Below are 12,857 nucleotides of genomic sequence, written 5' to 3' on the forward strand. Positions count from 1 at the left end.
GTGCGACCCCGCTCCCTCGGCCCTCAGCGCGGGGCCTGCGCGGCGAGGCGGGCGTCGGTCGTGATCTCGCGACGCGTCCAGGCGAAGAGGTGCTGGGCATCGAACGTGCGGGAGCAGCGGGCGCAGGACGTGGCCCGGCTCGGGCGGCGGTGTCGATACGTGACATGACCGGCCGGGCAGCGGCCCACCCACGGAGCGAGCTCGACGGCGGTCTCCCCGTGGTGCGTCGTGCCGCCGACGTAGCCCAGGTCGCGCGCCACGCGCTTCCAGGCGGGGCCGTGGGCGGCCTGGTGCCCGGCGAGGGCGTGGGCCACCTCGTGCAGGAGCACCTGGTGGATCTCGTCGTCCTCGAAGCGGGCGGCGAGATACCGCGACACGGTGATGCGCTTGCGCGTGTAGTCGCACTGGCCGGCGCGACGCTTGGCATGGTCGAAGTCGAACGACCAGCTGTCGTCGAGATGCAACCGGATCAGTGCCTCGCCCCAGACGCGCACGCGGTCAAGTTCCGCCATGCGCTCAGGCTAAGGCATGCCGCGGACACTCGGGCGCAACGACGTCAGCCGGCGACGAGCTGCGCCGGACGACGGCGCTCCACGGCCTCGATGGCGAGGAGCACGGTCTCCAGCTCCCGGTCCTCCGCGCCGGACTCGCGCCGCAGGAACAGCGACTGCTTGAAGCTCTCCCGCGCGGTCTCGTAGTCCTCGGCGTCGTAGGCGTTCTTGCCGTGGTGCTGATAGGCGAAAGCGGCGATCGACAGCCAGCGCTGCCCCTCCGCCTCCGCGGCGCAGGTCGCCAGCTCCTGCTCGGCGGCGGCGTATGCGCCCCGGTACTGCAGGATCGTCGCGTGCAGCACACGGGCGCGGAGCACGTCCTTGCGGGTACCGGCCATCCGGGCCTGCCGTACGGCTTCGTCGGCGAGCGCGAGGGCGTCGTCGAGGCGTCCCAGCACCTTCAGCAGCCAGACCCGCTCCAGCAGGGCGGGAAGGCTGCGCTGCTCCTCGATCTCGGCCAGGCGTGCCGCGCACTCGTCGAGATCGACCTGTTCGCGGAGGCTCTCCCGGTCGTATCCCCGGATCAAACTCATTGCTCTCCTTCCGCGCGTCCCCGCACCTGTCCCCGTCCAGTCTGCCTGTCGCTTCCGCGCTCCTCGGGGCGGCGCGCCCGATCAGCGCAGGAACAGCGAGGCATCGGGTCGCGGGGACGCGACGGCGTCGGCGTCCGTGACGATCCGGGCGCCCTGGAGGAAGGCGCGGGCCTCGTCCCCCTGGGCGATCTTCGCGGGATGCGGACCCGCGGCGAGCATCCGCGGCAGCCACTCCGTCGGGAGAGGAGCGGCGGACGCCGCGACCACGAGGTTGCCGAAGCGGCGGCCCTTGAGCACCTGGGTGTCGGCGAGGATCCCGATCTCCGGGAGCACCTCGGCGATGGTCGCGGCCTGTCGACGGGCGAATGCGAGACCGGGGCCGTCGGCGACGTTGACGAGCAGGACGCCGCCGGGGGCGAGCAGCGCGGCGAGCTCCCGGTAGAACTCGACGCTCGTGAGGTGGGCGGGTGTCTGCGCGCCCGAGTACACATCCGAGACGACGAGGTCGCAGGCGCCGTGCAGGGCCGCCGGAAGCTTCCGGACCCCCTCCCTCGCATCGCCGATGCGCAGCCGGATGGCCGCTCCCTTCGGCAGGGGGAGGTGCTCGCGGACGAGCTGCACCAGCGGGGCCTCCAACTCGATGACCTGCTGGCGTGACCCGGGGCGGGTCGCGTCGATGTAGCGGGGGATGGTGAGGGCCCCGGCGCCGAGGTGCACCGCGGTGAGCGGCCCGGGGCGGAGCTGATCGATCACCGCGCCCATCCGCACGATGTACTCGAAGTGCAGGTGCGTGGGGTCGTCGAGATCGACGTGCGACTGCGGGGTGTCGTCGACCACGAGCTCGAAGCCGCTCGTGAACTCCGAGGGGACGATGCGGGCGAGGCCGCCATGGTCGAGGCGGGTCTGCGGGTGCTCGGCGTCCCGTGATCGCGTCCGTCCCATGCCGTCGAGCCTACGCCGCGGCCGCGGTGGTCAGCGCTGGTTGCCCACTGCGCAGGTCTCCTGCTCGAGGGTCTGCCCCGACACCTCCGGCGGGAGCGTCGCGCGCGCGTCCGGCGTGGCGCTCGCCTCGGGAGTGGATTCCGTCTCCGGCGTCTCCGGCGCCGTGGGCGCGGGGGTGACCAGCTCCACGCCGCGGTGCGTCGTCACGTCGCCGGTGAGCTGGAGCGGCTGTCCGGCCCGCACCGCATCCCACAGCGCGGCCGCGGCCTCCTCGTCCGGCACGACCTTGTCGTCGTCGAACGGATCGGCGATGTTCGGGTACTGCACGAACACGAAGTCGCTGAAGTTCACATCCTTGAGGGCGAGTGCGAGCTGGGCCAGGCGCAGCGGGTCGGCGAGCTCGTCGCTGGGATCGATGTTGTCGGCGATGGCGTTCGTCAGTCGCAGCACCTTGGGGATGTCGGTCAGGGTGTCTTCGCTGAGCACCTTCTTGGCCAGCCGTGACATGTACTGCTGCTGGTTGGAGATGCGCGCGAGGTCGCTCTCGTCCCCCACACCGTGCCGGGTGCGGATGAACTGGAGGGCCTCCACGCCCGAGACCGTCCGCAGGCCCGCCGGCCAGTCGATGCCCGTGTGGCGATCGCGGATTCCGTCCCCGGCGATGCAGACCTCGACGCCGCCGATCGCGTCGGTGACGGCCATGACGCCGTCGAAGCTGATCTTGGCGGCGAACTCGATGGGGATGTCGCCCAGTTCGCTCACGGTCTTCGCGATGCAGGAGAGGCCGGCGTGCTCGAACAGCGAGTTCATCGACGCCTTCTCCATCGCGGATGCGACGGAGCCGTCCTCACGGGTGCACTCCGGTACGGGGACGCCGAGGTCGCGGGGGAGCGAGACGACGGTCACGTTCCGGGGTGCGGCGGAGACGTGCACGAGGAGGTTCACGTCGTTCCGGCTGAGTCCGTCCGCCTCGGCGCAGCGTTCGTCGAAGAGTGCGGTGGCCTTCGGGCCGCACTCGTCCGTCCCCACGATGAGGAGGCTGAACGCCTTGTCGTCGGGGTAGGCGCCGACCGTGGGCGGGTCGACCTTCGGGGCGCCCTCCAGGGTGACGGCCCCGTCCCCCACGCGGTTGAACACGTCCCAGACGAGGAATCCCGCGACCGCCACGGCGGAGACGAGGACGACGGCGAGCCCGATCCCGAGGCCTCGCAGGACCCGGGAGGTCCGGCCACGCGTCGACGCCGGTGCGTGCCGGGGGAGCGGAGGGCGGTCGACGTCTGATCCTCGGCGGGGCATGCGGGGAGCCTACCCCGGAGGCCCGATGTTACGGGGGTATGACGATTCTGGGAGCAACTTGCAGGGAATTAGTTAGTCGTGAATACTTTTTCCTATCCCCGGTACGCACCCGATGCACACCTGGACTTTCAAAGAGGAGATCCCCCCATGCACAAGCGCATTCTTCCGGCGGTGGCGCTCGGCGCCGCTGCCACGATCGCTCTGGCCGGCTGCGCCGGCGGCAGCGGCGACAACGGCTCGACCAACGGCGAGGGCCAGGAGCTGACGGTCTGGATCATGAAGGGGACCAACCCCGACGCGACCGCCTTCTACGACAAGGTCTCGGACGCCTTCGAGGAGGAGACCGGCGCGAAGGTCACCATCGAGGAGATCCAGTGGGCCGACGCCCACGACCGCTTCGTCACCTCGATCGCCGGCGGCACCACCCCGGACATCGCTGAGACCGGCACCACCTGGACCGCGGAGTTCGCCGACGCCGGCGCGCTCCTTCCGCTCGACGAGTACGTCGACGCCGAAGACGGCCTGCGTGACGACCTCGTCGAGGGCCTCGCCGTCGCCGGCACCTACGAGGACGAGCTCTACGGCATGCCGTGGTACGCGGGTGTCCGCTCCATCGTCTACCGCACCGACGTCTTCGAGGAGCTCGGTCTCGAGGCTCCGAAGACCTGGGACGACATCGTCGCCGCGGGTGAGGCCATCAAGGCCGCCAAGCCCGACATGCTGCCCTTCCCCGTCGCGGGTGACGCCGAGTTCCAGGTCTACCCCTGGGTCTGGGGCGCCGGCGGCGAGATCGCCACGAAGGACGGCGACACCTGGACCAGCGAGCTCGACAGCGCCGAGTCGCAGGCCGGCATCGAGTTCTACACGGGCCTGGCCACCGAGCACGGCTTCTCGTCGGCCGGCGCGACCACGTGGAAGGAGACCGACCTCCGGGACGCCTTCACGCAGGGCAACGTCGCGATGATGCTCTCCGGCTCCTGGACGCCGAACGCCCTCATCGAGGCCAACCCCGAGCTCGAGGGCAAGATCGGCGCGGCCGTGATCCCCGGCCAGGACGGCGGCATCGCTCCGTCCGTGCTCGGCGGCTCGCACCTGTCGGTGTTCAACACCACGAAGAACGCCGACCTCGCGTGGGAGTTCGTCAAGCTCATGACCACCGGTGAGTTCGCCGAGCAGTGGTCCGACGAGACCGGCTACTTCCCGGGCGTCCAGTCCGCGATGGAGGAGGCCCTCGCCTCGACCGACCCGCTCGTCGCTCCGTTCGCCGAGCAGATGGTCGACGGCGGCGCGTCCGTCCCGGTCACGCCGAACTTCGGCGCCGTGCAGGCGAAGAAGACCACCAACGCCATGATCCAGGCCATCCTCAGCGGGCAGAAGGACGTCGCGACCGCGACGAAGGACGCCGCCGCCGAGATGACCGAACTGCTCAACCAGTAAGGAACCATTCCTTCCATGTCGATGGTGCAAGCGCCACTGCCGGCCACGAAGGCGGAGCCCTCCTCCGCCTCCGTGGCCGGCGGCCGGAAGCGTCGCGGTCTCTCGATCGTCACGGCCCGCCCCTGGCTCCTCCTCGCCCCCGGGCTGATCATCCTCGCGGGGCTCATGCTCTGGCCGCTCGTGCAGGTGTTCCTCTATTCGCTGCAGGACTACGGTCTGCGCGAGATCAACACCGGTGAGAGCAACTGGATCGGGCTGGCCAACTACGCCGAGGCGCTCACCAATCCGACCCTGTGGACGGTGGTGCTCCCCAACACGGTCGGCTTCGCGGCCGTCGCGGTGTTCACCACCGTCGCACTCGGAACCCTCGTCGCGCTGCTGCTGGCGCGCCTGGGCACCGTGTGGCGCACCATCGTCTCCAGCTGCATCATGGTCGCGTGGGCGATGCCCGCGGTGACCGGCACCTACGTCTGGACCTTCATCTTCGATGCCGACCGCGGCATCTTCAACAGCGTCCTGCAGGACCTCGGCCTCATCGACGGTCAGGTCAACTGGTTCACCAACCAGTGGTCGTTCTACGCGATCGTGCTGCTGAACGTCGTCCACCACGGCTTCCCGTTCGTGGCCATCACCGTGCTCGCCGGGCTCCTGGGCGTCTCGAAGGAGATGCTCGAGGCGGCGGCGCTCGACGGGGCCGGCGCATGGCGCCGCTTCTGGAAGATCATCTTCCCGACGCTGAAGCCCGTCTTCTCCGTCGTCATCATCCTGTCGACGATCTGGGACTTCAAGGTCTTCGCGCAGGTGTACCTCATGCCCGGCGGCAGCGGCGGCAACCGTCAGGTGCTCAACCTCGGCGTGTGGTCGTACGTGGAGTCGTTCGGTCAGAACCGCTACGGATTCGGTGCCGCGCTCGCGGTGCTGCTGACCCTCGTCCTGATCGGCATCACGATCGTCTACATCCGCTCCCTCATGAAGGAGGACGAGCTGTGAACCCCCGCCCCAGGCTCCGGTCGCGGATCGGACTCGGCATCGGCGTCGCCGCCGTCCTCGTCTTCACGCTGTTCCCCGTCTACTGGATGGTCTCCAGCGCCTTCGACGCCAAGGCGTCCAGCGGCGGGCAGTCGCTCCTGCCGCAGGAGTTCACGTGGGACAACTTCGCCTTCGTGCTCACGGAGGGCGGCTTCGGCACGTACCTGCGCAACTCGGCGATCGTGGCCCTCGTCACGGTGCTCGTCAGCGCCATCGTCTGCCTGCTCGCGGCGGTCGCCGTCGCGCGCTTCCGCTTCAAGTTCCGCACCACGGTGCTGATGATGATCCTCGTGGTGCAGATGGTGCCGCTCGAGGCACTCGTCATCCCGCTGTTCCTCCAGGTGAAGAGCCTCGGTCTGCTCAACAGCATCATCGGCCTGATGGTCGTCTACGTGGCGCTGTCGCTCGCGTTCGGCATCTGGATGCTGCGCGGCTTCGTCGCGGCCGTCCCGGTCGAGCTCGAAGAGGCCGCGTACATCGACGGCGCGAGCTGGTGGCGGATGTTCCGCTCGATCCTGCTGCCGCTCGTGATGCCCGGTCTCGTCGCGACGAGCATCTTCAGCTTCATCACGGCGTGGAACGAGTTCATCTTCGCCATGACGATCCTCGGCGCGCAGACCGACCAGTACACGGTCTCGATCGGTCTGAAGTCGTTCTTCGGTCTGTACTCGAACGACTGGGGCAGCATCATGGCCGCCTCGACGATCATCACCGTGCCCGTCATGATCTTCTTCGTCATCGTGCAGCGCCGGCTCTCCGCCGGCATGGTCGCGGGGGCGGTGAAGGGATGACCGACGAGCTCGAGCGCCTCGCGAACGGCGTGCTCTGGCCCGGATTCCTCGGCACCACGGCCCCCGCCTGGCTCGTGGAGGAGCTGCGCGACGGCCTGGCCGGTGTCGTGTACTTCGGCCAGAACGTCGGCGAGGGACTGCCGGCGCTGAGCGCGCAGATCCTGGACGCGAACCCGGACGCCCTGATCGGCGTCGACGAGGAGGGCGGCAGCGTCACGCGCCTGGAGTCCGGGAGCGGCTCCACCCTCCCCGGTGCCGCGCAGCTCGGCGCCCTCGACGACGTCGTCGCATCGGAGCGGACCGGGTCGGAACTCGCCCGCCGCGTGCGCGCCGTCGGTGCGAACGTCGTGCTCGGTCCGGTCGCCGACGTCAACACCGACCCGCGCAACCCCGTCATCGGCGTGCGCTCGTTCGGGTCCGAGGAGGCGCTGGTGACGCGCCATGTCGTCGCCACGGTCGACGGCATCCAGGACGGCGGGGCGGCCGCGTGCGTCAAGCACTTCCCCGGTCACGGCGACACCCACCTCGACTCCCACCACGCGCTGCCCGAGATCGCGCTCGACGTGGCCGAGTACGAGCGCGTGCACCTCGAGCCGTTCCGCGCCGCCGTGGAGGCGGGGGTGGACGCGATCATGACCGCGCACATCGTCGTCCCCGCGTGGGGCGCGCAGCCGGCCACCCTCAACCCGCGCGTGCTCGGCATGCTGCGGGAGTGGGGCTTCCAGGGCGTCATCATCACCGACGCGCTGGACATGGCCGCGATCCGCGAGACCGTCGGACTCGGCGGGGGCGCCGCCCTCGCTCTGGCCGCCGGCGCCGACCTGCTGTGCATCGGCAACCCCACCAACCCCGGCGAGGCCGCTCTTCCCGACCAGGACCGTCGCGACTTCCTCGCCGCCCGCGACGGGATCGTCGCCGCGCTGCGGGACGGCTCGCTCTCCCGGGAGCGCGTCGAGGAGGCCGCCGCGCGGGTGTCGGCCCTCGCCACCCGACTGCGCGCGAGCGCGACCTCGGACGAGGAGGACGCCGTGTTCGACGCCGCCGAGATCGTCCGCCGGTCCGTGTCGCTCGCCGGCGATGCCCCCGAGGCTGCGGAGGCCCTGGCGGTGATCGATGCGCGACGTCGCTCGACGCTCGCGGTGGACAGCGCCGCCTCGTACGTCGCGGAGGCGCTCGCGGGAGACGGCATCCGCGTGCGGCTCGACGTGGCCGCACGGCCCGTGGCCGAGCAGGACGCCGTGATCGACGAGGTCGCCGCGGCGACCGGCACGACGGTCGTCCTCGTGGATCGACCGGATGCGGAGCCGGCGCAGCGGGCACTGATCGAGCGGACCGCGGTCCGGGACCCGGGTGCGGTCGTGGTGAACGTCGGCCTGCCCGTGCAGGAGCCGCTGCCGCTGCCCACCGTCGAGGTCGGCGCCGCCAGCCGGCTCGGTGCCCAGACCGCGCGGGACGCGCTCCTCGGCCGGTTCCGGCCGCGACAGAGGACGACCGCCGCCGGTTGAGACGGGATCAGCGCATGGACGACGACGTTCTGGCCGTGGTGCGGCGCTCCCTCCCCAAGCTCAGCGCGGCGGAGGGACGCGTCGCCGAGAGGATCCTCGGAGACCCCACCCTCGTGGTGGACCTCGCGATCAACGATCTCGCGCAGCTCTGCCAGACCTCGCTGTCGACCGTCGCCCGCTTCGCGCAGTCGCTGGGCTACAGCGGCTACCGGGAGCTGAGGGTCGCCGTCGCGCGGGCGGTCACCCTGGCCCAGGCGCAGCAGGCCCGGTTCGGACTCGACTCCACGGCGATCGGCCGCGACGACGGCCCGGCCGCGATCGCCGCGAAGCTCGCGGCCCAGGAGATCGACGCCATCGAGAAGACGGCCAGGGCTCTGGATGCGGACGCCCTCGACCGGGTGGCGCGGGCGGTGGTCGTGGCGCGGCACATCGACCTGTTCGGGCAGGCGGCGTCGTCGCTGACGGCCCAGGACCTGCAGCTCAAGCTCTCCCGGATCGGCTGCTCCGTGAGCCACTCGGCCGACCCGCACCTCGCGATGACCGCGGCCGCGCTGCGATCCTCCGCGGATGTGGCGATCGCCTTCTCGCACGGGGGTGAGACGGCCGAGACCGTCCGCGCTCTGGAGGTCGCGCGGGCGACGGGTGCACTCGCGGTGGCCGTGACGAGCGCCGCCGACTCCCCGCTCGCGGCCCTCGCCGACGTCGTGCTCCTCAGCCAGGCCCAGGAATCGCCGTTCCGGATGGCCGCCATGTCGAGCCGGATCGCGCAGCTCGCGCTCATCGACGTGCTGTTCGTGCGCATCGTGCAGCACCGGGGCGAGCACGTCGCGGTGTCCCTGCAGCGCACGCACGACGCGGTCCCGCCACGGCGCGGGCACCCCGCGGACTGAGCCGCCGCCTGCTCAGTCGACGTGGTCGCGCGTGCTGGCGATCGCGCGCGTCGCGATGCGGTGGGCGCGGGCCAGGCTCCCGTGCAGCGTCAGGCCGGTGAGGACGCCGGCGAGGAAGCCGGCGGCGAAGGCGTCGCCCGCGCCGATCGTCTCCACGACGGGTGCATCGAGAGCCTCGCTGCCCACCCGGTCCGCGCCGTCGAACGCCACGGCGCCGGCGGGCTCGGTCACGACCAGGTAGCGCGGCTCGGGGAACAGTGCCCGCAGCTCGTCCGGTGCGCTCGTGCCGAACACGGCCTCGGCGTCGGGGCGGGTGCAGAACAGGACGTCGGCGCGATGGGCGAGATCGGTGAGGACGGCGCGTCCCTCGTCCTCCCGGCCCCGCCACAGCGCGGGGCGCCAGTTCAGATCGAAGCTGACGAGACGGCCCGGTCGCGGCGCCGCGACCAGGGCCTCCTGGGCGGCGCGTGCGGAGGGCGAGAGCGCGGGCGTGATGCCGGAGGTGTGCACGAGGGCCGCCGCGGCGAGCAGGTCCACCGCCACGGGCGACTCCAGCGAGGCCGGCGACAGCGCCGCCGCGGCCGACCCGGCACGGTAGTAGTGCATCGTCCCTTCCACGGCGCCGTCCGCCCGCGGGGAGAGCTCTTTGACGTAGAGGCCCGTCGGTGCGATCGGGTCGATCTCCACGGCCCGATCGTCGACGCCGTGCGCACGGAGCTCGGCGGTGAGGAAGCGTCCGAAGCCGTCGTCGCCGACACGGGACACGACCGCGGTGCGGATGCCCGCGGAGGACAGCGCGATCGCGGTGTTCCATTCGGCCCCGGCGAGGGAGCGGTGGAACGTGCGGCAGGTCTCGAGCGGTCCGGCGGTGGCGGCGACGAGGGCGACCAGGCCCTCGCCCAGGCACACGACGCGGGGAGTGGTGTCCGGCACGTTCTGGACATTACCGGATCACGGGCGGCACCGCGTCGATACCGGATCGCAACATCGGACTCTTGGCATCCGCCTGGCCGCTGGGTACCTTCGAGGAATCACCGTCTCCGCGGCGACGATGCCCGGAGACGCGCAAGGAAGCGCCCGACAGGGAAGGTCATACACCCATGCACCAGTCAGCCATGCCTCGGCGAGGAATCGCCGTCATCACCGGAGCGACCATCGCCGCTCTCGCTCTCGCCGGATGTGTCGCCAGCGAGCGCGGGGACAACGGGTCGGAGGGTTCCGGTGATGTCGACGGCACCTTCGTCTTCGCCGCCTCGTCGGATCCCGCGAGCCTCGACCCGGCGTTCGCGCAGGACGGCGAGACCTTCCGCGTCTCCCGCCAGATCTTCGAGGGTCTGGTGGGCACGGAGCCCGGCACGGCCGACCCGGCGCCGCTGCTGGCGGAGTCGTGGGAGTCGTCCGAGGACGGCATGTCTCACACCTTCGCGCTGAAGGAGGGCGTGACCTTCCAGGACGGCACCCCGTTCAACGCCGAGGCCGTCTGCGCCAACTTCGACCGCTGGTACAACTGGACCGGTCTCGCCGCCTCCGAGGCCTTCGGGTACTACTACAACAAGCTCTTCAAGGGCTACGCCTCCAACCCGGAGGACGCGGTCTACAAGTCCTGCACGCCCGACGGGGAGAACTCCGTCACGATCGAGCTGAACAAGCCGTTCGCCGGCTTCATCGCCTCGCTGTCGCTCCCGGCCTTCGGCATGCAGAGCCCCTCGGCGATGCAGGAGTTCGGCGCGGACGAGGTCGGCGGCACCGCCGAGGCCCCGCAGCTGTCCGAGTACGCCATGGGCCACCCGGTCGGCACAGGCCCCTACCAGTTCGAGGAGTGGGCGCCGGGCGAGCAGGTCACGCTCAAGGCCTACGACGACTACTGGGGCGAGGCCGGACAGATCGACCAGATCATCTTCCGCACCATCGACGACCCGACGGCGCGTCGTCAGGCGCTCGAGTCGGGCTCCATCGACGGCTACGACCTCGTGGGCCCCGCCGACACGAAGGCGCTGGAGGAGGACGACTTCACCATGGTGTCGCGTCCCCCGTTCACGATCCTCTACCTCGCCTTCAACCAGGCGATCCCGGAGCTGCAGGACCCGAAGGTGCGCGAGGCGCTGTCCTACGCGATCGACAAGGACGCCCTGATCAGCCAGGTCCTCCCGGAGGGCACCGAGAAGGCGACGCAGTTCGTCCCGCCGGTGGTCAACGGCTACAACGACGAGGTCACGACCTACGACTACGACCCGGAGAAGGCCAAGGAGCTGCTCGCGGAGGCCGGCTACGACGAGGCGAACCCGCTGTCGCTGGACTTCAACTACCCGGTCAATGTCTCGCGTCCGTACATGCCGGACCCCGAGCAGATCTACACCGTCCTGTCCTCGCAGCTCTCGGAGGTCGGCGTGGAGACCACTCCGGTCTCCGAGGAGTGGGTCGAGTACCTCGACCGCACCAGCGGCACCGCCGACCACGGCATCCACCTGCTCGGCTGGACCGGCGACTACAACGACACGGACAACTTCGTCGGAGTGTTCTTCGGCCAGCAGAGCTCGGAGTGGGGCTTCGACAACCCGGAGCTCTTCCAGGCGCTGACCGAGGCGCGCGGGGTCTCCAACCTCGACGACCAGACGGCCCTCTACGAGGACATCAACGAGATGGTCGCGGAGTTCATCCCCGGCGTCCCGCTCGCGCACCCGGCGCCGACGCTCGCCTTCGACCCGCGCGTCGAGAGCTACCCCGCCAGCCCGGTGAACGACGAGGTCTTCACGGACATCGTCCTCACGAAGTAGGCCTGACCATTTGATATGCCGAGCCCCGGTTCCGCCTCGCGGGACCGGGGCACGGCGTACCTTCTGATCGACGGAGAACTCTGTGCTGCGCACCATCGGCAGGCGACTGCTGTTCCTCATCCCCACCCTGTTCGGGCTCAGCATCCTGCTGTTCGCCTGGGTCAGGGCCCTCCCCGGCGGCCCCGCGGTCGCCCTCCTCGGCGAGAAGGCCACCCCGGAGGCCATCGCCAGGGTCAACGAGCTCTACGGCTTCAACAAGCCCCTCATCGAGCAGTACTTCATCTGGGTCACGCGCCTGCTGCAGGGCGACTTCGGCACCTCCATCCAGACCAACCGGCCGGTCACGGAGGAGTTCCTCCGCCGCTTCCCCGCGACGATCGAGCTGAGCGTCGCGGCGCTCATCTTCGCGGTGGGCGTCGGCATCCCGCTCGGGTACTGGGCGGCCCGCCGCCACGGCAAGTTCACCGACCACGCGTCGGTCGTGCTGAGCCTCATCGGGATTACGATCCCGGTCTTCTTCCTGGCCTTCATCCTCAAGTACGTCTTCGCCGTGCAGTTGGGGTGGCTCCCCTCGGACGGCCGCCAGGACCCCCGGATCGATGCCACCCATCCCACCGGCTTCTACGTCTGGGACGGCATCATCACGGGGGAGTTCGACGCCGCGTGGGATGCGATCCTCCATCTGATCCTCCCGGCGCTCGCGCTCGGCACCATCCCGCTCGCGATCATCGTCCGCATCACCAGGGCGAGCGTGCTGGAGGTGCAGAACGCCGACTACGTGCGGACGGGGCGGGCGAAGGGCGTGGGCTCCGGCACGCTGCGCAGCCGGTTCATCCTCCGGAACGCCATGCTCCCCGTCATCACGACGATCGGACTGCAGACCGGACTCCTCATCTCGGGGGCGGTGCTCACCGAGACCGTGTTCGCCTTCCCCGGCATCGGATCGTTCCTCGCGCGCGCCATCTTCACGCGCGACTTCCCGGTGCTGCAGGGATTCATCATCTTCATCGCGATCGCCTACGCCCTCATCAACCTGGCCGTGGACGTGTCGTACAGCCTCATCGATCCGAGAGTGAGGGTGCAGTGATGTCCTCCTCCCTCATCCGAAA

The 12,857-nt window shown here is 70.3% G+C and carries 12 protein-coding genes; 7 read left to right on the forward strand and 5 right to left on the reverse strand.

Going from position 1 to position 12,857, the window contains the following annotated elements; genetic code table 11:
* Nucleotides 1–23 precede the first annotated feature (23 nt).
* From CJ226_RS00950 to CJ226_RS00965, 4 genes are all read right to left on the reverse strand, one after another.
* Nucleotides 24–512: a SprT-like domain-containing protein gene (locus CJ226_RS00950; RefSeq protein ID WP_062635729.1), complete on the reverse strand. Its 489-nt coding sequence runs from the start codon at nt 510–512 to the stop codon at nt 24–26.
* 44 nt (nt 513–556) lie between these two features.
* The gene (locus tag CJ226_RS00955; RefSeq protein ID WP_025104424.1) at nt 557–1,084 is read right to left on the reverse strand and encodes a hypothetical protein; all 528 of its coding nucleotides are present in this window, start codon (nt 1,082–1,084) and stop codon (nt 557–559) included.
* A gap of 81 nt (nt 1,085–1,165) precedes the next feature.
* On the reverse strand, nt 1,166–2,026 hold the full coding sequence (locus tag CJ226_RS00960; protein WP_102208060.1) for a spermidine synthase: 861 nt from the start codon (nt 2,024–2,026) through the stop codon (nt 1,166–1,168).
* A gap of 30 nt (nt 2,027–2,056) precedes the next feature.
* The gene (locus CJ226_RS00965; RefSeq protein ID WP_102208061.1) at nt 2,057–3,322 is read right to left on the reverse strand and encodes an LCP family protein; all 1,266 of its coding nucleotides are present in this window, start codon (nt 3,320–3,322) and stop codon (nt 2,057–2,059) included.
* 147 nt (nt 3,323–3,469) lie between these two features.
* On the opposite strand from CJ226_RS00965, the gene CJ226_RS00970 reads away from it, so the two are divergent.
* The 5 genes from CJ226_RS00970 to CJ226_RS00990 are packed head-to-tail and all read left to right on the forward strand — an operon-like array spanning nt 3,470 to nt 8,974.
* Nucleotides 3,470–4,759, forward strand: coding sequence for a sugar ABC transporter substrate-binding protein (locus tag CJ226_RS00970; RefSeq protein WP_025104421.1), 1,290 nt, complete (start codon nt 3,470–3,472; stop codon nt 4,757–4,759).
* A 15-nt stretch (nt 4,760–4,774) separates the two neighbouring features.
* Nucleotides 4,775–5,749: a carbohydrate ABC transporter permease gene (locus CJ226_RS00975; RefSeq protein WP_025104420.1), complete on the forward strand. Its 975-nt coding sequence runs from the start codon at nt 4,775–4,777 to the stop codon at nt 5,747–5,749.
* The gene (locus tag CJ226_RS00980) at nt 5,746–6,579 is read left to right on the forward strand and encodes a carbohydrate ABC transporter permease (protein ID WP_025104419.1); all 834 of its coding nucleotides are present in this window, start codon (nt 5,746–5,748) and stop codon (nt 6,577–6,579) included. The genes CJ226_RS00975 and CJ226_RS00980 overlap by 4 nt, the downstream gene beginning before the upstream one ends.
* A complete protein-coding gene (locus CJ226_RS00985; RefSeq protein WP_102208062.1) occupies nt 6,576–8,084 on the forward strand; it encodes a glycoside hydrolase family 3 protein in 1,509 nt (502 codons plus the stop codon). Before CJ226_RS00980 ends, CJ226_RS00985 begins: the two co-directional genes overlap by 4 nt.
* A 14-nt stretch (nt 8,085–8,098) precedes the next feature.
* Nucleotides 8,099–8,974: a MurR/RpiR family transcriptional regulator gene (locus tag CJ226_RS00990; RefSeq protein WP_062635737.1), complete on the forward strand. Its 876-nt coding sequence runs from the start codon at nt 8,099–8,101 to the stop codon at nt 8,972–8,974.
* Between the two features lie 12 nt (nt 8,975–8,986).
* Here the strand turns inward: CJ226_RS00990 and CJ226_RS00995 are convergent, their stop codons facing one another.
* On the reverse strand, nt 8,987–9,907 hold the full coding sequence (locus CJ226_RS00995; protein ID WP_102208063.1) for a sugar kinase: 921 nt from the start codon (nt 9,905–9,907) through the stop codon (nt 8,987–8,989).
* A gap of 167 nt (nt 9,908–10,074) precedes the next feature.
* Between CJ226_RS00995 and CJ226_RS01000 the strand changes: the two genes are divergently transcribed.
* A complete protein-coding gene (locus CJ226_RS01000) occupies nt 10,075–11,748 on the forward strand; it encodes an ABC transporter substrate-binding protein (RefSeq protein WP_062635739.1) in 1,674 nt (557 codons plus the stop codon).
* 82 nt (nt 11,749–11,830) lie between these two features.
* Complete coding sequence (locus CJ226_RS01005; RefSeq protein ID WP_025104414.1) at nt 11,831–12,835, forward strand: ABC transporter permease; 1,005 nt, start codon at nt 11,831–11,833, stop codon at nt 12,833–12,835.
* The last annotated feature ends 22 nt before the right edge of the window (nt 12,836–12,857 follow it).

The organism is Microbacterium sp. UMB0228 (assembly GCF_002871415.1).
Taxonomy (GTDB): domain Bacteria; phylum Actinomycetota; class Actinomycetes; order Actinomycetales; family Microbacteriaceae; genus Microbacterium.

Excerpts from the sequence above, each read along its gene's own strand:
- CJ226_RS00950 (WP_062635729.1), bottom strand. The coding sequence starts at position 512 with ATGGCGGAACTTGACCGCGTGCGCGTCTGGGGCGAGGCACTGATCCGG.
- CJ226_RS00955 (WP_025104424.1), bottom strand. The coding sequence starts at position 1,084 with ATGAGTTTGATCCGGGGATACGACCGGGAGAGCCTCCGCGAACAGGTC.
- CJ226_RS00960 (WP_102208060.1), bottom strand. The coding sequence starts at position 2,026 with ATGGGACGGACGCGATCACGGGACGCCGAGCACCCGCAGACCCGCCTC.
- CJ226_RS00965 (WP_102208061.1), bottom strand. The coding sequence starts at position 3,322 with ATGCCCCGCCGAGGATCAGACGTCGACCGCCCTCCGCTCCCCCGGCAC.
- CJ226_RS00970 (WP_025104421.1), top strand. The coding sequence starts at position 3,470 with ATGCACAAGCGCATTCTTCCGGCGGTGGCGCTCGGCGCCGCTGCCACG.
- CJ226_RS00975 (WP_025104420.1), top strand. The coding sequence starts at position 4,775 with ATGTCGATGGTGCAAGCGCCACTGCCGGCCACGAAGGCGGAGCCCTCC.
- CJ226_RS00985 (WP_102208062.1), top strand. The coding sequence starts at position 6,576 with ATGACCGACGAGCTCGAGCGCCTCGCGAACGGCGTGCTCTGGCCCGGA.
- CJ226_RS00990 (WP_062635737.1), top strand. The coding sequence starts at position 8,099 with ATGGACGACGACGTTCTGGCCGTGGTGCGGCGCTCCCTCCCCAAGCTC.
- CJ226_RS01000 (WP_062635739.1), top strand. The coding sequence starts at position 10,075 with ATGCACCAGTCAGCCATGCCTCGGCGAGGAATCGCCGTCATCACCGGA.